Annotated in this window: 13 protein-coding genes; 5 read left to right on the forward strand and 8 right to left on the reverse strand. The window is 42.3% G+C overall.

The window, feature by feature from the left end; all coding sequences use genetic code 11:
• Positions 1 to 72 precede the first annotated feature (72 nt).
• Genes AX660_RS11605 through AX660_RS11615 form a run of 3 tightly spaced genes read right to left on the reverse strand, consistent with a single transcriptional unit; the run spans position 73 to position 4,406 of the window.
• The gene (locus AX660_RS11605; RefSeq protein ID WP_235594723.1) at positions 73 to 3,294 is read right to left on the reverse strand and encodes a tetratricopeptide repeat-containing hybrid sensor histidine kinase/response regulator; all 3,222 of its coding nucleotides are present in this window, start codon (positions 3,292 to 3,294) and stop codon (positions 73 to 75) included.
• A 45-nt stretch (positions 3,295 to 3,339) separates the two neighbouring features.
• Positions 3,340 to 3,543: a hypothetical protein gene (locus tag AX660_RS11610; protein WP_068376666.1), complete on the reverse strand. Its 204-nt coding sequence runs from the start codon at positions 3,541 to 3,543 to the stop codon at positions 3,340 to 3,342.
• 44 nt (positions 3,544 to 3,587) lie between these two features.
• Entirely contained in the window at positions 3,588 to 4,406 is an 819-nt protein-coding gene (locus tag AX660_RS11615) for an SAM-dependent methyltransferase (protein ID WP_068376669.1), read from the reverse strand.
• A gap of 344 nt (positions 4,407 to 4,750) precedes the next feature.
• Here AX660_RS11615 and AX660_RS11620 point away from each other — a divergent pair, with 344 nt between their 5' ends.
• The 3 genes from AX660_RS11620 to fusA all read left to right on the forward strand — a co-directional run bounded on the left by AX660_RS11620 (position 4,751) and on the right by fusA (position 11,459).
• The gene (locus AX660_RS11620; RefSeq protein ID WP_068376672.1) at positions 4,751 to 8,071 is read left to right on the forward strand and encodes an amidohydrolase family protein; all 3,321 of its coding nucleotides are present in this window, start codon (positions 4,751 to 4,753) and stop codon (positions 8,069 to 8,071) included.
• Positions 8,072 to 8,211: 140 nt separating this feature from the next.
• The gene (locus AX660_RS11625; RefSeq protein ID WP_068376675.1) at positions 8,212 to 9,228 is read left to right on the forward strand and encodes a GGDEF domain-containing protein; all 1,017 of its coding nucleotides are present in this window, start codon (positions 8,212 to 8,214) and stop codon (positions 9,226 to 9,228) included.
• Between the two features lie 137 nt (positions 9,229 to 9,365).
• Positions 9,366 to 11,459 carry an elongation factor G gene (gene fusA / locus AX660_RS11630; protein ID WP_068376678.1) on the forward strand — a complete coding sequence of 698 codons (2,094 nt, stop codon included), beginning with the start codon at positions 9,366 to 9,368 and terminating at the stop codon, positions 11,457 to 11,459.
• 245 nt (positions 11,460 to 11,704) lie between these two features.
• On the opposite strand, the gene AX660_RS11635 is transcribed toward fusA, so the two are convergent.
• Both AX660_RS11635 and AX660_RS11640 read right to left on the reverse strand, forming a co-directional pair.
• Positions 11,705 to 12,505 carry a peptidylprolyl isomerase gene (locus AX660_RS11635; RefSeq protein ID WP_068376681.1) on the reverse strand — a complete coding sequence of 267 codons (801 nt, stop codon included), beginning with the start codon at positions 12,503 to 12,505 and terminating at the stop codon, positions 11,705 to 11,707.
• Positions 12,506 to 12,614: 109 nt separating this feature from the next.
• Complete coding sequence (locus AX660_RS11640; protein WP_068376684.1) at positions 12,615 to 13,667, reverse strand: aldo/keto reductase; 1,053 nt, start codon at positions 13,665 to 13,667, stop codon at positions 12,615 to 12,617.
• Between the two features lie 210 nt (positions 13,668 to 13,877).
• Here AX660_RS11640 and AX660_RS11645 point away from each other — a divergent pair, with 210 nt between their 5' ends.
• On the forward strand, positions 13,878 to 14,351 hold the full coding sequence (locus AX660_RS11645; protein ID WP_068376687.1) for a YciI family protein: 474 nt from the start codon (positions 13,878 to 13,880) through the stop codon (positions 14,349 to 14,351).
• 101 nt (positions 14,352 to 14,452) lie between these two features.
• On the opposite strand, the gene AX660_RS11650 is transcribed toward AX660_RS11645, so the two are convergent.
• Entirely contained in the window at positions 14,453 to 15,073 is a 621-nt protein-coding gene (locus AX660_RS11650; protein WP_068376690.1) for an FKBP-type peptidyl-prolyl cis-trans isomerase, read from the reverse strand.
• A gap of 169 nt (positions 15,074 to 15,242) precedes the next feature.
• Between AX660_RS11650 and ppc the strand changes: the two genes are divergently transcribed.
• Positions 15,243 to 17,876 (forward strand): phosphoenolpyruvate carboxylase, encoded by a 2,634-nt coding sequence (gene ppc / locus AX660_RS11655; RefSeq protein ID WP_068376693.1) that lies wholly within the window; start codon positions 15,243 to 15,245, stop codon positions 17,874 to 17,876.
• A gap of 77 nt (positions 17,877 to 17,953) precedes the next feature.
• On the opposite strand, the gene AX660_RS11660 is transcribed toward ppc, so the two are convergent.
• Positions 17,954 to 18,967, reverse strand: coding sequence for a hypothetical protein (locus AX660_RS11660; RefSeq protein ID WP_068376696.1), 1,014 nt, complete (start codon positions 18,965 to 18,967; stop codon positions 17,954 to 17,956).
• Between the two features lie 318 nt (positions 18,968 to 19,285).
• Positions 19,286 to 21,409 (reverse strand): hypothetical protein, encoded by a 2,124-nt coding sequence (locus tag AX660_RS11665; RefSeq protein ID WP_068376699.1) that lies wholly within the window; start codon positions 21,407 to 21,409, stop codon positions 19,286 to 19,288.
• Between the last annotated feature and the right edge of the window lie 15 nt (positions 21,410 to 21,424).

The raw sequence follows: 21,424 nt of genomic DNA on the forward strand, positions 1-21,424 counted from the left end.
CAGGGTCGAATCGAAGTGTTATCGCTATAGTGTCCCGATTGTAGATTTAAATTTAAAGTATATCTGACCTTTTTATTCTGAACTCTCTGCCAATTGCTTGTTAATTTTTATCACAAGTCCAACCATGGCTTGATGAAATTGATTGAGTTGTTCAGTAAAGTCTTGGGTGTTTGTTTGTTTTTTATTGTAGATAATTAATTCTATTGATTTTGCCAGTTTAGCTATGTTGAATGCACCAATATACGTCAAAGCTGGGAGAACATCGTGGGTAATTCCGTAAATGCCTTGATAATCCTTATTCTCGATAAGAGTGCCCAATGTATTGATAGTGGGCTCCTTCACAACAAAGTCTTTTAACATACTGGTAAAAGTTTCTTCGTCTATAAAACGCTTTTGCATGGCTTGTTGTTGATCCATGATCAACAGGGTTTCTATAGGATTTGTGGCTAACGGTTCCTCAGTGGGTAGCGCAGTTACTGGTGAACTTGGGGTTAACGCCTGCGAACTCGTCAGTAAAATTTCTGCTATTACCTGATAAAAATACTCTGGGTCGATGGGTTTATTAATATGGGCGGTCATGCCCACATCGATGCTTTTTTGTATATCCAGTTTCATGGCGTTGGCAGTCATGGCGATTATGGGGATTGTGCAATTCAATTCATTGCGCAAAGTTGAGGTAGCGGTTAAACCATCCATTTCTGGCATCTGTACGTCCATCAAAATGCAATCAAAAGCGACTTGATTTTTAAAAGCCTCGATCACTTCTCTACCATTTTCAGCTAAGACAACCTGGGCGTTAGTGTATTTCAAGAAGCCCAATGCCACTTTTTGATTTAACTTGTTATCTTCAGCTAACAAAATACGTTTCCCGCTTAAGTCAGGTACTGTTTTCATTTCTGTAAAGCTGATGGATGCATTTGCTTTTATATTAAAGACGACTTCCTGTAATTTATTAATTAATTCACTTGCGCTAAAAGGTTTTTCGATAAAATGTTTGATACCAAGTTGTTTAGCTGCTTGACGCATATGCGAAAAGTCAAAAGCTGACAGCATGATGATTTTTGGTTTATTGGCTTTAAATTCTTGATTAATTATCGCGGCGACTTCTAAGCCATCAATATCTGGCATTTTCCAGTCTAATATCAATAACTCATAAGGCTGATGTTCTGCTGCTGCATAGCGCAACTTGTTTAAGGTCTGTTGACCACCATTGGCTAGATCTGGAGTGATATTGGCATTCAATAAAGCGTCGGCTATTACCTGGCGCGATAAATAAACATCGTCGGCCACTAATACTTTAAGGCCGGATAATTGTTTTGATGGTGAACTAATGTGCTGATTTTTATCTTCTTGAACTGGCACTGTGAAATAGAAGGTGGAACCTTGACCTAGTTTGCTTTCAATCCAAATTTTGCCTTGCATTAACTCAACAAGTTGTTTGCAGATGGCAAGCCCTAAGCCGGTGCCGCCATATTTACGAGAAATCGATTCGTCAACTTGTGCAAACGACTCAAATAGTCCATCAATTTGATTTTGCGAAAGACCAATGCCTGAGTCTGTAACCGCAAACTCAAGCAACAGCCCTTGCTCAGTCTCTTTATTTTTAACGGTTACCGATACCAACCCTTCATCGGTAAACTTGACAGCATTACTGAGTAAATTGATCAATATTTGCTGGATGCGCATGCCATCACCTTGCAAAAATAACGGCACATCTCTGGCGATATGTTGAATAAGCTCAATATTTTTTTCGTGAGCTTTTATGGATTGTAGACGAATAGACTGACTGATTACCTTATCTAACTGGAAACTGGTTGATTCTATGTCGAGTTTGCCAGCTTCAATCTTTGAGAAGTCTAAAATATCATTGATAACGCCTAATAACGAAATGGAGGCTTCGTCGATTTGGCGTAAATTGGTGATGTCTTCAGGTTTGTCGGCAGATCTTTGCATCAATTTGGTTAAGCCAGAAATTGCATTGATTGGGGTACGAATTTCGTGGCTCATTCGAGCGAGAAAATCCGACTTGGCTTGAGTGGCTTGTTTGAGTTCTATTGAATAACGATTAAGTTGTGTTCGTTGTCTACGGGTCCGAATTAACAGTGCCAGCACTAATAGCAGGGCGACCAGTATTGTCAGGATAATAACCACTTGATAACGAATATTTTGTTGTTGTATCAGGTTACTTTGTAGCTGTAGTTCATTTTCTTTTTGTAATAACTTAATCGCTTTATCTTTTTCAAACACATTAAGTCGCACATTATTTATTCCCAGCATTTGTGCTTGTTTCTGATTAAAACTCTGTTGGTATAATGTGTTGTATTGTTTTAAAAAGCCAAGTTGAGCGCTTTCGTTATCCGTTAATTCTGTAAGTTCAATGAGTCTTTCTAAAATTTGTAAAAATTGAATTTTATCTTTCTTAAGGGCATCCTGATTAACGCCTTTTTTCAGCTCGCTTATCGCTAATTCAATATCACCCTGCGATCGGTAAATCTCTGCAAGCAGCAACAATCGAGGCACTTCATTATATAAAAAGCCCACCTTTCTATCAGCCTCTATAGATTGGCTTATTCTTTTTAATGCCGCATCAACATTACCCTGTGTTTGGTTTACCTCAGCTATTGAATAATAAATAATGCCGATAAAAGGGTAGTTAATGTCAGTTAATATTTTTTCTGCCAGGCTAAAATTGACTGCTGCATCTCGGGGGTTGGCTAATCTAGTTTGCGCCAGTGCAATGCGATAATATGCCAGCCCTTCATGGATTTTATCATTATATTCTTGCGCTACAGCCAGCATTCTATATGCGTTTTGCAGCATGGCTGGATAGTTTTTTAGCGAAGAATAAACATTGGATAATGAGCTATAGACACCCAACACCTTGCTACTTTGTAAGCCATCATAGAGTGCAAACGCATTGTTTAATGCCTCTAATGCCGCACCGTATTCTCCTATAGTATCTAATACGGCGCCCTCGATTCGAAAGGACTCTGCTAGCTGGTATTCATTGTTTGAAATATCTGCCTTAGTTCGAGCCAGTAACAACTTTTCATAGGCAGTTTCTAATTCTTGCTTTAATAAATGAGCGTAGGCCCAAATATTCAAAAAGATACTTTCATTATAAGGATCAGCAGTGTTTGAAAAATAAGTTTGAAAATAGTCTATTTGGACTGGACCATCTGCTGCATTGTTTTGAACTAGTATTCTTAAGGATTCAAGTTGTTCTTCAACTCCTTGATTGGTTGCAGCATAACTAGTACCCGAAAAAAAACAGCAAGCTAAAAAGCTGCTCAAAATAGCAGCTTTTATGGTGTTTTTAAACTTAGCTGAACCCATGGATTAGTACGAGTGAACCTTAGGATCACTGCCTAAATTTTCAAATTGTTTTTGCACTGCATCCCAATCTTTATTCTTTATTAATGCGACATCGTCATTAGCTAAGCCGTATTTTTCAGCCGTCGCTACTGGGTTTTTTAAGTAGGCTTCTTTAAGTTCAGCATTACTATCGAGTTCTTCTAAAAAATCAGCGAGAGATTTTGCCATTTCATTATTCCTTCTAGGTTATTAATGTAAGTACAGTTTTAATGTTAAGTTTTACGGTAATTGATGACCTGTTCTTGAGTTAATCCAAGTTTTGTTAAACGCCCCGTATGATAATCCGGTAAACCAAGTGAAGGCACAACTAAGGTTGAAATCAGAGTAGGTTTGCAATTGGCTAATTCACATAATGGGAAACGTTGAATTTTTGGGCCATACAATGGCATGGTTGCCGCTTCATACAAAATGATTTCGTGCGTAGCGGGATACAATTCCATTAACACTTCTTGATAAAGTATTAAGCCAACTTTGCAGTGATCAGCATTTAACATACCTAAGGTCGCTTCCCCTGCCAAGCCAATTTGCCAGATGATCTGAGTCATATGTGGGTCGAGAGTATAATCGCGAAATAAAAACTGGGTGGCTTCATAAGACTGACAGCCAAACGCAGCGGGATCGATACCTAAGTCAGCGACCAAACAATCTTCAGCAGAAATACCAGGCAACATTTCTGCGCGTAAACCTAATGCTCGCACTTGTTTTATTGCTGCATGGGAAGGGTTAACAAACACACCTGGGTGGCCATAAAATGCTGCACATACTTTTTGCCCAGCTATCACTGCATCAACAATTCTGTCTGTCATTTGTTGGTAAGTGACAGCTCGCGATTTACCTTGTGTGTATAGGTCATTAAGTTCGACTGTATTGGGGTTAACTTTTTTAACCACATTTTCACCGACTTTGTTGCTAATGCCGATAAACACAATATCTGCATTTTCAATAACACTCCGTGTTAACAAAGTCATTTGACCTGCAACACTGATACCAGTGCCCACCACGACTAATGAGCCTTCTTGCTTGGTCAGCATACAGTCCTTGTTCCTTTATTTTTATTCTACCTAACAATACCAGTACAATTTTGCCAAGGCTAGCTTGTTTGAATTTTTAATAGGTATTTTTTTGCCCCTGAGAATTGCTTAAAAATCAACTGAAATTAAAAATGACTGATGGGCTTTAAAAACCAATAACAGCAAAGAATAAATAGAAACAATAAAAAGACACAGGCCTAATAAATCACAACTAACCTGCTGGACAACAAGTCGGTTAAAGCACCTATTTTTCAAGATACATCAACTCGACCTGCCTGCAGCATTACAGTAAAGTGCGGGGTGTAGTGTTGTATAAAATCAAAAATATAAAGACAGGAACAACTATGTATAAATTATCCAAAAACGCGTTTAGCGTTGTGGCGTTATGTGCTGCGACGTTTTGCAGCCAATATTCCATCGCAGCAGAAGAAGAAAAAGCTGACAAGCCCAAGTGGGATGTACTTAATCCCAAACTTCCTTTGCACAAGGTATCCATTGATACCGATCAAACTACCTGGTCAAGCTTAGACATTACCCCCGATGGCAAGACCATAGTGTTTGATATGTTAGGCGACCTCTACACCGTGCCAATTACTGGCGGCAAAGCCACGTCACTGACTCAAGATTTTGCTTGGAATATTCACCCTGCCGTTAGCCCAAGTGGTAAACAGTTAGCCTTTATTTCCGACCGTGGTGGTATTTCCAGTTTGTGGGTGATGAATATCGATGGCAGTGACCTAAAACAACTCAGCACTGAAAAAAACAATCTGATCCATTCACCTAAGTGGAGCCCTGATGGCGAATATATCGCGGTGACTAAAGGCATTATGTCGTCACGCAGTATCCCCGCAGGCGAAATTTGGCTTTATCATAAAAGTGGTGGAGATGGCCTAGCTTTAAAGGAGCGAGTAAACGGTAAAAAAGATCAAAAGAATATTGCTGATCCGGCGTTTTCGCCAGACGGTAAATATGTCTATTTCACCCAAGATGTCACTGGCGGCAGTACTTTTAGCTATAACCGCGATCCACTCAAAGGCATATTTGCCATAAGTCGTTATGAAATGGCTAATGGTGAAGAAGAAACTTATGTAAGTGGAACAGGTGGTGCAGTGGTTCCAACGCCATCACCAGATGGTAAAAAACTGGCTTTTATACGCCGCGTCAGAGAAAAGACCGCACTGTTTATCAAAGAATTAGACAGTGGTATCGAATCCCCTATTTACCTTGAACTCGAACACGATATGCAGGAAGGTTTTGGCTCTGAGGGCTATTTTGCTTATTTTGACTGGACACCTGATTCTAAAGAAATCGTGTTTTGGACGGCCGGTAAGTTCCACAAAATCAATGTAGCTAGCCAAGCTGTCAGTAATATTCCGGTACAAGTACAGGCCGAGTTGCAGTATGCCGACGCCTTACGTTTTGATGTCGATGTGGCGCCAGATACCTTTAAGATCAAAATGGCACGTTGGACACAAAAATCTCCCGATGGAAAATCCCTGTTATTTCAGGCGCTGGGTAAACTTTACATCAAAGATATCAAGTCAGGCAAAATCGCGCGTTTGACTAAACAAAATGAATATGACGAGCTTTATCCCCGTTACTCCAATGATGGAAAATCTATTGTTTATACCACCTGGAATGACCAAAAATTGGGTAGTATACGTACCATCAGTGCTAAAGGTGGCAAAGATACCCAACTAACTAAAACTCCGGGTCATTACATCGAACCAAGTTTTTCCACTGATGGCAAACTCATTACTTATAAGAAAATCACCGGCGGTTATTTACTCAGCCCTGATTATTCGGTTGAGCCCGGCATCTATGTCTTAGATATTAAAACCGGCGACAGTAAACGTGTTAGCCAATCTGGTTCAGCCCCGCAGTTTGCCGGAGATAACAGCCGTGTTTATATCACCACGTCAGTACCTGGCAGCAGTTATCCTGAATCTCAGTTAATAAGCGTGGATTTAAACGGCGAAGATAAACGTGAACATTTATATGGTGCGGACAACGTATCCGAATACCGCTTATCACCAGATAAAAAATGGTTAGCTTTTACCTATCAATACAATGCTTATGTAGTGCCTTTTGTCGATACCGGCAAACGAGTCAGTATTGGACCTAAAACCACCACACTGCCGGTCAAACAACTTTCTAGCCATGCTGGCGAATACCTAAACTGGAGCGCCGATAGTCAATCCGTTAGCTGGTATCACGGCGCTACCTATTACGAACGTGAACTAAAAGATGCGTTTAGTTTTATCGACGGGGCTCCCGAAACCTTGCCTGAACCAGTAAAAGCAGGTATTTCAGTCAGTTTTGAGCAGCAAAGCGATAAACCCAGTGGTTATAAAGCTCTAGTGGGTGGCACGGTGGTTACTATGCGTAATGCTGATAAAGAACAAGAAATTATCGAAAACGCGGTGGTCTTGATCAAAGACAACATTATTGAAGCTGTGGGAAAAGTGGGTGAAGTGACTATCCCCAAAGGGAGTTTAGAAATTGACACCACAGGCCTCACTATCCTCCCCGGTTTAGTGGATACCCACGCTCATGGCGCACAAGGTAGCAACGAAATCATCCCCCAACAAAACTGGAGCATGTACTCTAATGTGGCGTTTGGTGTGACCACTATTCACGACCCATCTAACGATACTACAGAGATATTCTCGGCAGCTGAATTACAAAAAGCCGGCAAGATAGTTGCACCTCGTATCTATTCTACCGGTACTATTTTGTATGGTGCAGAGGCTTATGACTACAAAGCGATTATCAACAATTACGAAGATGCGCTGTATCACGTAAAACGCTTGAAAGACACCGGTGCGATATCGGTAAAAAGCTACAATCAACCTGCTCGGTCAACCCGACAACAAATTCTTGCGGCAGCACGTGAATTACAAATGATGGTAGTACCTGAAGGTGGTGGTAAGTTCCAACAAAACGTGAGCATGATAGTGGATGGCCATACTGGTCTCGAACATTCCCTGCCCATTGCTAACGGCTATAACGATTTAACCACGCTTTGGGCCGCTACAGAGTTTGGCTACACGCCCACTTTTGTAGTGTCTTATGGCGGTATGATGGGCGAAGAGTATATGTATGATCGTAATGAAGTATGGAAGAACCCGCGTTTATTGCGTTATACCCCAAGCTTTTTGTTAGATGAACGCGCCATTGTCAGACCCACAGCACCAGACGAGCAATATAACCATCCCAATGTTGCCCGTTATGCCAAAGTACTACGTGAAAAAGGTGTTAGTGTGCATATTGGCGCCCACGGCCAGCGAGAGGGTTTAGCTGCACATTGGGAGTTACAACTCATGACCCAAGGTGGTTTTACCCCCTGGGAAGCCCTACGAGCAGCGACGATAGACGGCGCCACTCACTTAGGCATGGGCAAACAAATCGGCAGTGTCGAAAAGGGTAAATTAGCTGACTTAGTCATTACCGACGGCAATGTCTTGAATGATGTGAGTCGCAGCGAATATGTGACATATACGGTATTAAATGGCCGAGTCTATGAAGCCGCTACCATGAATGAAGTTGGCAGCAAACATAAACGCCAGCCTTTCTTTTTCGAAAAAAATAATACGCTCTATATGCCTAAAGAAACCGCTGAAGCTGTCAAAGCCAAAGCGGAAAAACACCATTGGGTGCACTAAGTCACTAAATTAACTTCAAAGGCGCATTGATTGCGCCTTTTTTATTACTTTTATACCTAGATAGGTTTTATGCTGTTGTTGAAGGGTCTAGACTGACAACAAGCCTACAATCAACACATTGCAAATCGAGAATCTATTATATGCCTGATAATGACTTTGAAAGCTCCTTTGCTCATTTAAAACAAACCATTCCTTTATTACTCAAACACAAAGTTTCGGCTTTACCTATTAACTACGCCCTTTGGTATACCTATGTGGCTAATGGCTCGGCTGGATTAAAAAGTGCCATTGACCACGCTATTCAAAATAAATTGCCTTTAACTGAGTCAAAAACCAAAGAACTGTATCGCCAACATTTGGCCGAAAACCAAGAAGTCACGGCCTGGGAGTTACGCCAGTCACTTGAGGCCATGTTAATTGAGTTATCTCAGTCCATATCTGATACCCGCAGCGAAACCACTAACTTTAAAGCCACCATGGATAATTGTGTTGATGACTTAGTTAAGGTCGAAAAAGAAGGTTTATCCATCGAAGAAGTGATGTCACTGGTGCGTAACTTGGTGAAAGAAACCCAGAATATCCGCCGCAGCACCATGAGTTTTAATTCCGCGCTTAGTGAAGCACAGCGAGAGATAGATGTATTACGTACGCAACTAGAACAAAGTCAACAAGAAGCACTCTACGATGCCCTAACCGGTTTGTGTAATCGTCGCTATTTTGATGAAGAACTGGCCAGCCATGCTATGCGTCCAGATTTGTTTCTATTGTTAGTTGATCTCGATCATTTTAAAAAGATTAATGACAACTATGGCCATGTCATGGGTGACTTAGTGCTTAAAGCCACCGCCAAAAAACTACAAGCTTGTTGCCAAGACGGAACTCAAGCCTTTCGTTTTGGTGGTGAAGAATTTGCCATCATAATACCCAACAGTAATTTTTCTCGAGCGCGCAGTTTGGCGGAAACCATGCGCAAATCCATTGAGAAAATCAGTGTAAAAGACAAACGCAGTGGCGAGGTGTTGGGCGGTATCAGTGCCTCTATTGGTCTCGCTGAACTCAGAAAAGGCATGAACCCATTGGCATTAATAGAGCAGGCCGACAAACAGTTATACGAAGCCAAACGTTTAGGCCGCAATCGCGTAATGCCAATTTTGTAGATAAAATAACCTTAAAAAATCGTGGTTTTTACGACCAGATAGGCAATATATTGAAATTTAAGCAAAAAGAAATCAGCAAGCGCGTAAAATATCTTGTATAATCCCGCGCAATTTTTACTCAGACCGAAGTTGACCCAATGACAGACTTATCCTTATACAGAAACATCGGTATTTTCGCCCACGTTGACGCGGGTAAAACTACCACTACTGAACGTATTCTAAAATTAACCGGCAGGATCCATAAGACTGGTGAAGTGCATGATGGTGAATCTACCACTGACTTCATGGAGCAGGAAGCTGAGCGTGGTATAACGATCCAGTCAGCAGCAGTAAGCTGTTTCTGGAAAGATCACCGTTTTAACGTAATCGATACTCCTGGACACGTTGACTTCACTGTTGAAGTTTACCGTTCATTAAAAGTATTAGATGGCGGTATCGGCGTATTCTGTGGTTCTGGTGGTGTTGAACCACAATCAGAAACTAACTGGCGTTATGCTAACGACTCTAAAGTTTCACGTGTTATTTTCGTGAACAAATTAGACCGTATGGGTGCAGACTTCTATCGTGTTGTTGGCCAAATCAAGAAAGTATTGGCTGCTGAACCTTTAGTCATGACTTTACCTATTGGTATTGAAGACCAATTTGTTGGTGTGGTTGACGTATTAACTCGTCAAGCCTATGTGTGGGATGACACTGGTTTACCAGAAAACTACACTATCACTGACGTACCTGCTGACATGGTTGAGAAAGTTGAAAAATACCGTGAGCAATTAGTTGAAACTGCTGTTGAACAAGACGACGACCTAATGATGGCTTATATGGATGGCGAAGAGCCTTCTATTGACGACCTGAAACGTTGTATCCGTAAAGGTACTCGTGACTTGGTATTCTTCCCCACTTTCTGTGGTTCAGCTTTCAAAAACAAAGGTATGCAAAACGTACTTGACGCAGTTGTTGATTATTTACCTGCGCCAAACGAAGTTAACCCACAGCCATTGACTGATGAAGAAGGTAACCCAATTGGTAAGTTTGCTATCGTTAAGGCTTCTGAGCCTTTCCGTGCCTTAGCATTCAAAATCATGGATGACCGTTTTGGAGCCTTAACTTTTGTTCGCGTATACTCAGGTGTATTGAACAAGGGTGACAGCATCCTTAACTCTTTCACGGGTAAAACTGAACGTATCGGCCGTATGGTTGAGATGCAAGCCAACGAACGTCTTGAAATCAGTTCAGCTACTGCCGGTGACATCATCGCTATCGTGGGCATGAAAAACGTGCAAACTGGTCACACTCTTTGTGATCCTAAGCACCCATGTACACTTGAAGCCATGGTATTCCCAGAGCCAGTAATTTCTATTGCTGTTGCACCTAAAGATAAAGGTGGTTCTGAGAAAATGGGTGTGGCTATCGGTAAAATGGTTGCTGAAGATCCTACTTTCCGTGTTGAAACTGACGTTGACTCTGGTGAAACCATCCTCAAAGGTATGGGTGAATTGCACTTAGACATCAAAGTTGACATCCTTAAGCGTACGTACGGCGTTGATTTGATCGTTGGTGAGCCCCAAGTTGCTTACCGTGAAACTATTACCAAAGAAGTTGAAGATTCTTATACCCATAAGAAACAATCAGGTGGTTCTGGTCAATACGGTAAAATCGATTATAAAATTCGTCCTGGTGAGCCAAACTCTGGATTTGCGTTTAAGTCTTCTGTTGTGGGCGGTAACGTTCCTAAAGAATTCTTCCCAGCCATTGAAAAAGGTTTCAAAGGCATGATGAGTTCAGGCGTATTAGCTGGCTTCCCAGTATTAGACGTTGAAGTTGAATTGTTAGACGGTGGATTCCACGCCGTTGACTCATCAGCCATCGCGTTTGAAATCGCTGCTAAAGGCGCTTTCCGTCAATCGATCCCAAAAGCCGGTCCTCAATTGATTGAGCCCATCATGAAAGTTGACGTGTTCACGCCAGACGATCACGTTGGTGACGTAATCGGTGACTTAAACCGTCGTCGCGGTATGATCAAAGACCAAGAAGCCGGTGTTACTGGTGTACGTGTTAAAGCTGACGTACCACTAGCTGAAATGTTTGGTTATATCGGTACACTACGTACTATGACGTCAGGCCGTGGTCAGTTCTCTATGGAGTTCTCACACTACATGCCTTGTCCAAGCAACGTTTCTGAGAAAGTCATCACAGAAACTAAAGCGCGTAAAGCAGCTGAAGCTAAAAAGTAATTTTAGTTAAAGATTGAATCTAAGCCCCGCCATTGAGCGGGGCTTTTTTATGCGCTAAATATTTTGAAGTGCGAGTATTGGAACCTTGTTTGACGCTAAGCGTTTTTTACAATGCTTGACCTACAAGTGAATTGTATGTGCGTTTTGTTAGTCATCCTTTAGACCGTCAGAGTGTGAACATAAAAAAGGCATGTTAGATAACTTATCTACATGCCTTGTTAATACAGTTTATTTACTATCTGTACTTACGAGCGGTAAATTCGTCTGCCTAGACCAATCAACGCCAACACAGATAACCAAGCAAAAGAACCACCACCACCTGAATCTGAACCAGAATTAGAGCCACCATTGTTTGAACTATTAATTAGGGTATTGTTGGCCGGTACTATCTCAGGGTGTGTAGCAACCGTGGCATCAATGATCACAATATCAGAAATAATTACTAAATTATTTTCTGTTACCGCAACGTTATTGTTTGCATCGGCTGTGGTGTAATTGCGAATAGGAATACTAGCTAAAGCTCCGCCGGCATTAAAACGATTAACTGCAGCAATAGCATCAACCACTTGCATACCATCACCTATTACCTGCCCAAACACGGTGAATCCACCATTTTGCACATCGAGATTAGCGCTGTTATTAGCCAAACTAAAAAACCACTGTGAGGTTGCACTGTTAACACTGCCACCTAGTTTTGCCATCGCAATAGTACCGCGTAAATTTGATAACTTAGGTTCATTTTGCACTGGTGTGCCCGTAGCAACTGAATCCAACTCAGGAAATTTACCGCTGTAATTAAATCCACCAGCTTGTACAACAAAGTTAGACTCAACTCTATGCACTACATTGTTCACATAAGCACCTGAGTTCACATAGCTTAAGAAGTTAGCCACGGTTTTTGGGGTAGTGTTATCAAATAAATTAACCTGAATAGGTCCTAAAGATGTTCTGATCTCAACCACTGTGGCATGGCTGAAACTACTGACAAGGGAAAAGGCCAACAAAGAGCCGGTAAGTAAGGTTTTAACAGATGATTTTTTAATCATAATATTACTACGTTAATTAAATAAGTTGGGCAGGATAAAGTAACTGCACCGATAAAAAAAGCCGCGTGTTGTATCAAATTGCAATCGCGGCTTAGACCTCAGACTTAGTTTAAAACGGAACTGGAAACTCCCTCAGTACTAAGTTGATATCTGACTTGGCTTTAGGTGATAGGGTCATGGCAAAAGCTGCAATATTTTCTTTTAACTGCTCCATCGATGTGGCACCGATAATGGTTGAAGTAACCCCTTCAATCTGATTACACCAGATTAGCGCAAGTTGTGAGGGAGTAATGTTGTGACTCTGGGCTACATCCACATAACGACTAATAGCCTGTTGACTCAGAGGGGTATTACGAAAGATGCCCTGGCGCTGCTCAAAGCTCCAGCGGCTACCCGCTGGTACTTGATTATTCAAGTACTTACCACTGAGCGCGCCGCCCGCCAAGGGAGACCAAGGCAGATAAGCGATATCTTCCCGTACACAGTTTTCAATCAGATACGGCCAATCTTTAGCATGCAACAGACTAAATTCATTTTGGATCGAGACCATTTTAGGCAAGCTGTGTTTTTCACTGAGCTGCAAATACGTATTGATGCCCCAAGGGGTATCATCCGACAAACCACAAAAACGAATTTTTCCGGCTTGGATACACAGTTCCAGCGCTTGCAGTATTTCTAACATTTGCTGTTTTTCGGTGGCAGTTTCAGTTTGCGAAAACGAGATCCTACCGGGCCAGTGTTTGGCAAAATGTGGTGATACCCGATTAGGCCAATGCAACTGGAATAAATCGATATAATCCGTTTGCAGGCGTTTAAGTGAAGCATCCACAGCCTGAATGATCGATTCACCACTAATGAGTGAGGCTTCACGTATATAGGACAAACCTGAACCCGCAATTTTGGTGGCTAAGACAAACTCTTTACGCCGAGTCGGGTTAGCGGCTATCCAATTGCCTATGATGGTTTCTGTACCACCATAGGTCTTGCCTGATGGCGGTACGGGGTACATCTCAGCCGTATCAATAAAGTTAATGCCTTGCGCCAAAGCATATTCAATTTGTTGATTGGCATCTTGCTGATTATTTTGAATTCCCCAGGTCATGCTACCTAAACACACCCGTGATACCTGTTCTTGGCTAGAACCTAATGGTGAATATTGCATTTTTGCTCCTGTAAAAAACTTTGTATTCTAAAATGTAAGAGTCATTAGCTTTTTGTGGCTTGGCATACAGCAGAATGTATTTGATCTGACAACACTGCTGGTATATTGATTTAACAAAGTCAGCAACCTCAATTTGTAGCTAATCTAACACAGCTCACATTTCATCGCTGCTTTGAAACTGCCAAACCACAGCATAAGGACAATAGCACTATGCCTAAATCTACCCTAAGCCACATTTTATATGCACTTTTTTGTATTAGCCTGACCACCGAAGTTTACGCCCAAACCTCTGAAAATAACTATGACGCAGAACTTGCTGCCGCGTTGGGCGCCGATGACTACGGCATGAAGTCCTATGTCTTAGTAATTTTAGTGACTGGCGATGCCAAAATCACTGATGAAAAACAACGTAATGAATTATTCCGTGGGCATTTTGCCAATATGTCTCGCCTCGCTAAAGATAATATTCTTGTGGTAGCGGGGCCTTTAATGAAGGCTGAGCCGAAACGCGGTTTGTTTATACTCAATGTCTCTACAGTTGAAGAAGCCGAAGCTTTAGTTAAAACCGATCCTGCCGTACAAGCTGGCATTTTTACTTATGAACTCAGTGCGCTTTATAGTTCAGCGGCTTTAATGCAGGTGGGAGAAATCCACAGCAGTATTCAAAAATTAACGATTGAATAGTCACTTTTAAGACAGAACAACATTAAATCGCCATAAAAAAGCCAGTGCTTTAACGCAACTGGCTTTTTCGTAACAAGGTAAAACCTGAGTGTTGTATTGGTTTAAGCCACAATATCCAACAACTCAACGTCAAATACCAAAGTACTGAATGGTCCTATAGCACCACCCGCACCTTGCTCACCGTAAGCAAGACTATAAGGTACATGTAGACGCCATTTAGAACCTACCGGCATTAATTGTAGGGCTTCAGTCCAACCTTTAATTACGCCATTAACTGGGAACTCAGCTGGCTCACCACGATTGTAAGAGCTGTCAAAAACACTGCCATCAATCAAGGTACCATGATAATGAGTACGCACTGTTGAAGTAGCTGTAGGCTTGTCGCCTGCGCCCGCAGTCAGGATTTCATATTGTAAACCGCTGGCTGTTACAGTGATGCCATCACGTTTAGCATTTTCAGCCAAATAAGCTTCGCCCTGAGCAACGTTTTCTTTAAACTTTTCAGACTTGGCAGCCTGCATTTTTTTATGAATTTCGTTGAAGGCTTTACCCAAGGTATCGTTATCAACCTGAGCGGCTAATTGGTTAAACGCATCGGCTAAACCAGCCTGCACCGCTGCGATATCTAGGCCTTCAAAAGGATTAGCACGTAATTGCTCGCCCATTTGTAAACCAATGCCGTAACTCGCTTGAGATTCCACTGTCGAAAATTTATCTGTCACATTAACTCCTGATTGATGAAAAGAGTAATTCTGTCGGCCGAATTTGAGCTGTAACCAGAATCACCAGAAATAAAAGCGTCGGAGTATATCATATCTTTAGATTGGCTTAGACAAATACCCTGCACATTAGTATCTTATAGCATTGTATAAACGCCTAAAGGAGATAAATGTGCCACATACTCTTGATTCTCAATTGACAGAAACCGTCCGATATTTAGGGGCGACCTTGGGTGACACAATTCGGGATCAACTAGGCGAAGAATGGTTGCAACGTATTGAAACCATTCGCAAAGACGGCCGTAAGGCTTATCAGGGTAATGACGACTGTGCAGTTCGCCTAAAATCATTGTTTGCCGAACTAGGTAATGATGAGCTACTAACGATTGGCCGCGCTTTCTCGCAATTTTTGAACCTAGCTAATATTGCTGAGCAAGAATTTAACAGCAATAACAATGCTGATGATCCCATTGAAAGCCTATTCAGCCATTTAGACAATGCCAATGTCAACGCGGCTACTTTTGCAGAAGCATTACAACAACTGCATATCGAACTTGTACTAACGGCTCATCCAACCGAAGTAACACGCCGTACACTTATTCACAAACACAGTGAACTAGCTAAATGTTTAAGTAATATTCACTCTACTGGTTTAAGCGCCGCGCAGCGTCATGCAGTTGAAACACGTATTTCCGAGCTGATCAGTCAAGCTTGGCACACTGAAGAAATTCGTACGGTTAGACCTACGCCGGTAGATGAAGCACGGTGGGGCTTTTCGGTTATCGAAAACTCCTTGTGGGACGCAGTGCCAGAATTTATCCGCGAGTTAGATCAACGTTTTCTCACTAAGTATGACCAAGCAGTTCCGCTTGATGCACGCTTGGTTAGCATCGGCTCGTGGATGGGTGGTGACCGAGATGGCAACCCTTTTGTAACATCAAAAGTGACCGAACAAGTGCTTTTGCTTGCGCGCAAACGTGCGGCTAAATTGTTTGCTCAGGATCTTGATATTCTGCAAACCGAATTATCCATGAGTGATTGCAATGATGAACTCAGAGCCCTAGTGGGTGATGTGTTAGAGCCTTACCGCGCTTTACTAAGACCTTTATTAAACAAACTTAGAAAGACCCAAGAAGGCATCATCGAAGTACTAGGCGGAGGTCAGGCCGCAACCTTGGCTAATGCGCAGGATTGGGTCAGTAGTAATGAAGAGCTATTAGAGCCTTTAATGGCTTGTTATCGCTCACTTAATGCTTGTGGCATGCAGGTCATCGCTCGCGGACATTTGTTAAATACCATTAGACGTGTACATTGTTTTGGTATTCATTTACTTAAATTAGATGTGCGCCAGGATTCTGAGCGCCACGCTGATGTCTTTGCCGAATTAACCCGTTATCTTGGCATTGGTGATTACGGTCAATGGAGTGAAGAAGACAAACAAGCGTTTTTGTTACGTGAATTAAGTTCTAAACGCCCCTTATTCCCACCCAAATGGCAACCCAGTGACGATGTGCAAGAAGTACTCGATACCTGTAAAGTCATTGCAAACAATAGCAAAGATGGTTTTGGCATTTACATTATTTCGATGGCAAGCCTGCCCTCTGATGTACTCAGTGTCGTCTTGTTACTTAAAGAACTAGGGGTAACTTGGCCTATGCCAGTGGCGCCTTTGTTTGAAACCCTTGACGATTTAAACAATGCGGCTTCTGTTATCAAGCAGTTAATGTCAATAGATTGGTACCGCGGTTATATCCAAGGTCATCAATACGTCATGATTGGATATTCTGATTCAGCCAAAGATGCCGGCGCAATGGCCGCAGGTTGGGCACAGTATGAATCTCAAGAAGCCTTAGTTGCAGTCGCTGAGCAAAATAACGTAGAACTAACCTTGTTCCACGGTCGTGGCGGTACAATTGGTCGTGGAGGTTTACCCGCCCATGCTGCCATATTGTCGCAACCGCCAGGTTCACTTAAAGGTGGCTTTAGGGTCACTGAACAAGGCGAAACCATTCGTTATAAATTTGGTATGTCGATTCTGGCCCAGCGCAGTTTAAATATGTATGCCAGTGCCATTTTGGAAGCGCTTATCTTACCGCCTCCCGCTCCTAAACAGGCATGGCGCGATGCGGTAATTAAATTAGCAGCCAATGGTCGCGACAACTACCGCAAGATAGTGCGTCACGATGAAAACTTTGTCCCTTATTTCAGAGTCGCTACCCCAGAACAAGAGTTAGGTAAACTGCCTTTAGGTAGTCGCCCTGCCAAACGTAAACCCACTGGAGGTATCGAAAGCCTGCGGGCTATTCCGTGGATTTTTGCTTGGGCACAAACTCGTATGGTACTACCCTCTTGGTTAGGTGTGATGAAAGCCGTACAAACAAGCTTGGATGAAGGGCAACGCCCCGTAATAGATGACATGTTGCAAAACTGGCCGTTTTTCAACTCGCGTTTATCGATGCTCGACATGGTCTTTAATAAAGCCGATCCCAGAATAAGTGCAGAGTATGACAAACGTTTAGTGTCTGAAGACTTACGTCATTTTGGTGATGCTTTGCGGGATGAGTTACAAGCGAGCATTGTACTTTTGCTTGAGTTACTCAAACAAAAAACTGTCATGGAGAGTGACCCCAAAGGTGCTGTGTCGATGAGTATCCGCGCTAGTTACCTTGAACCACTACACTATTTACAAATCGAGCTGTTAAACCGTATTCGTAAACTAGATGACATAGATAGCGATCCAGTATTAGAACGAGCCATGATGGTTGCGATTGCGGGTATTGCAGTAGGTATGCGTAATACCGGTTAAGTTTCTAGTTTCTAGTTTCTAAATATTAAAAAGCCAGTGCACTAAGACACTGGCTTTTTTATGACTGACACAAAGGACTAATGAGCCTTCAATTCAGGCAAACGCAGTTGAATGGTTTGAGGCACCCATTTTAGTACCGCTTGACGGCTGTTTTGCCAAAAAGCTGACAATAGTAATAACGTAGCGCCAATACATACACCGGTAATCGCGAAACTGTAGCTCAGCATGCCATAATTATTCAGCAAACTTGAGAGGGCAAATACCACATAGATTAGGGCAGAGACCATGATGGCGCGCCTGTCGACCGCAATAGAAATAAGGGCTAACACCACATATAAGCCCAGCACCAACAATGAGCTTGAAACTGACTCAAGCCCATCCAAAATGCCTAACGATGAAAAAATTGGATGGACTATCATCGGAGCCGCCGCCAAATGTAACCAAAATGCCACATCAGAACGACGTGTTTGACGACTACGATCCCCAGCATCCCACAACATAGCAATGGCAAACGTAACCAAACCACCTGCAAAGACCAAGGGCATCAGCATGCTCAGGGCCGCGGGAATAGCCGTTACGATGATAGCGACCACACAAACCACTGCAGCAGCAGTGCCAACGGCGACGGTAATCGGTACCTTAAAGCGTAACCAATGCATGCGGGCGGCGATAGCGGTTAAGATCCCCGATAAAACTAAACTGGACTCGGAAACATGCTGCCCAGCAAAATCAAAATACAATATGGGTAGCGCAAACATTCCGCCTAAAAATGCCAGTAATAAACCAATGGCAGGTAAGGCCATACGACGTTGGCGCACAAAATATTCAGCTAAGCCCCATGCCCCAAGCGATAATGCTAGCGCCCCCAACCAAGGCACCATCATGGCCCCTATCCAGGCAAGTGACACCAACAGTAAACCACTGGCAATCACCACAAAAACATCATTGAAACCAGAAATTAGGCGGAAGTTTTCTTCATCAACTAAATTAGTATTTTTCGACTGAGCCATAAAATGGCGAAACTGCTGTACCGAGGCATCGTTAAAAATACCATGTCCTACGGCACTCGTTAAATCCTCATCTGTATACATAACATTTCCTCAATTAATTTATCGAGATGAGTAAAGCAATTGTTAAGCCAAACAGGTAAAGATATATTTTTCAATGAGTTACGATTAAAAAATAAAACATACTCCGTGACTTTAATCCAAACAATTAAGAAATTGACCAATAACTGCTTTTATTGACCTTAGACCAACAAACGTCTGGCTTATTCTGGTACGACGCTGCTCTTCGGACACATTAAATATTCGAGCATTCTTAATCAGCAAATAATTCGCAATAGTTAAAGTGCTAAGCCTTAGTAAAATTATGAGCACGAATCACATTGCGTGTTCGTTCTCATTTTATTAACGTTGCTCAAAGATCAGCTTAGGATTGGATTGTCCAAATGTTTCATTCAAAAATTTCCGAATGGTTGACGCAAATTCAGGCTTGTTTCTAACACCATTATAAATGGGTGAATTAGGCAACAAAGGGCTTATTCCGCTGTAATAGACAGACAAATAGTTGAGTTGTTTTTCAAAACTGACAACCTGTTGTTCAAAGCTCAGTTGGTCGGTGACATACCAGTAAAGTTGGCAGTACCAATCCATCCGGTTGACCAAATTAGTGCTACAAGTGGGTCCTAAACGTTGAGTCACGGTTGGCAGCAACACCTTAAGTTCATCTGTTTTTCCTTGCCTTTTAAGAATGGCCAGATACAGCATTGCATTCGTTGGGTTCTCATCCATAGCGTTTTTAAGTAATTGCTCTGTTGGTTCAGAAAGCTCATAATTTTCAATAAATAATTGAGTATTGCCATTGAGTAATGCGAGGGAAACTTCCAACTGTTTTTGCTGTTGCTCGTCGAGCACCTGCTTCAAGTTCCTTTCTTGTTCCTGCGTTAATCGGCCATAGTTACGTAATTGTAGAAGCAATAATGCATTGGCAAAATCAAAATCAAACTGTGTTGGATTATTGCTAACGTTTTGCTGCATCAACGATAATGCTTTATCAATTTGGTCGGTGTAAATCAATAATGTTGTTTCAACCGCCCGCAAACTTCCAGTTAATTCACCGGAAAAATTGGCAAACAAGCGCAAACTTTTTTCAAAGTTATGTTCACCGGCAAAAAAAACTAATAGCTGGGATACCAGTAATGATGTGGTGTTTGGGAATTTAATCACCATGTCGTCGAGCAATGTTTTAGCATCTTCAATACGTCCTTTTGCGACATATAAGTCAATCAAATTTCGGTAGTTAATGGCACTGTGTGGGTTGGTACGCAATACCGCCAAGCGTTTTTCTATTGACTGTTGAATATCCTCTACAATAAGTAGATAAACGTTCTGAATTAAAGGGTCATTGGGTGCGAGTTCATAGGCACGTTTATTTAGTGCTAAATAGGCGTCGTTTTGGTATTTGCTAGCAGCGTAGTCTGCTAAAACAAGGTATTTCAATGCAAAATCAGGCGCCGCCTGCAATCGCCAAAAGAGGCTTTCTTGTTCTGCCGCTATAGTGGCTAAATCAATGCCACCGTATTCACTCGCCATGGTATAGGTCACAGATAGCTGCGCGATAGCGAGATAAAACTGCTCATCCAGCGCGATAGCTTGTTTTAATAAGGCAGCGGCTTGTTGTAACGAGTCTGAGCTGCGTTGATAGGCTAACTCCCTGCCTTGCACAAAGAGCTCATAGGCTTGTGGATTATTAGTCATACCTGCTTCGTGGTTTACTTGTTCGGGTAACAGGTTGAGTTTGAGTGCTTGGGTAATGGCGTAGGTGAGTTCATCTTGCACCGCAAAAATACTGTCTAAGGTGCGGTCATAAGTTTGCGACCAGATGTGCGCACCGCTGGTGACTTCTATCAACTGGGCGGTAATACGTAATTGGGATTTATCCTTACGCACGCTACCTTCGAGTACATAGTTAACATTAAGCTGTTGGCCGATGTCACGAATATCGGTATTAGTGTCTTTAAAAGTAAACGACGAGGTGCGAGATATGACCACCAATTGATTTAATCGGGCTAAGGAATTGAGAATTTCTTCAGCAATGCCATCACCAAAATACCCCTGCGATTTATCCGGGCTCATATCCTCAAAGGGCAACACCGCAATGGAGCGCTCTAAACTCTCATCGGCTGTTGACACCAGCATCTTTTCATAAGCGATAAAAGCCAGCGCCAACGCTAACGCTCCAGCTAGCAGATAATTGATTTTACCACCGGTTTGCGCACGAATAGACTCGATTTCATCCACCTCATGAGTGCGTTTTAGCCCTTCTGGCGTGAGCTCAAAGGCCCAGGCAAAAATGCATACCAATGGAAAAGCAATGGCCAAAATAACAGTGATGATGGTACTAAACACAGTAGGCAGATGTAAGGCAGGTGAAATCACCGAAACGATTTGTAATATGATCCACGCCGTAACCAAATACACACTGGCCACCTTAAACACATTACGGCGTTTTAACTCAGTAAAAAATGTCATGCGTCCTGCTCTTTA

Source organism: Paraglaciecola hydrolytica, assembly GCF_001565895.1.
Taxonomy (GTDB): Bacteria; Pseudomonadota; Gammaproteobacteria; order Enterobacterales; family Alteromonadaceae; genus Paraglaciecola; species Paraglaciecola hydrolytica.

Coding starts and splice junctions, on each gene's coding strand:
- fusA (WP_068376678.1), top strand. CDS start 9,366: ATGACAGACTTATCCTTATACAGAAACATCGGTATTTTCGCCCACGTT.
- AX660_RS11645 (WP_068376687.1), top strand. CDS start 13,878: ATGCCTAAATCTACCCTAAGCCACATTTTATATGCACTTTTTTGTATT.
- AX660_RS11665 (WP_068376699.1), bottom strand. CDS start 21,409: ATGACATTTTTTACTGAGTTAAAACGCCGTAATGTGTTTAAGGTGGCC.
- AX660_RS11625 (WP_068376675.1), top strand. CDS start 8,212: ATGCCTGATAATGACTTTGAAAGCTCCTTTGCTCATTTAAAACAAACC.
- AX660_RS11640 (WP_068376684.1), bottom strand. CDS start 13,667: ATGCAATATTCACCATTAGGTTCTAGCCAAGAACAGGTATCACGGGTG.
- AX660_RS11635 (WP_068376681.1), bottom strand. CDS start 12,505: ATGATTAAAAAATCATCTGTTAAAACCTTACTTACCGGCTCTTTGTTG.
- AX660_RS11615 (WP_068376669.1), bottom strand. CDS start 4,406: ATGCTGACCAAGCAAGAAGGCTCATTAGTCGTGGTGGGCACTGGTATC.
- AX660_RS11620 (WP_068376672.1), top strand. CDS start 4,751: ATGTATAAATTATCCAAAAACGCGTTTAGCGTTGTGGCGTTATGTGCT.
- AX660_RS11610 (WP_068376666.1), bottom strand. CDS start 3,543: ATGGCAAAATCTCTCGCTGATTTTTTAGAAGAACTCGATAGTAATGCT.
- AX660_RS11660 (WP_068376696.1), bottom strand. CDS start 18,967: ATGTATACAGATGAGGATTTAACGAGTGCCGTAGGACATGGTATTTTT.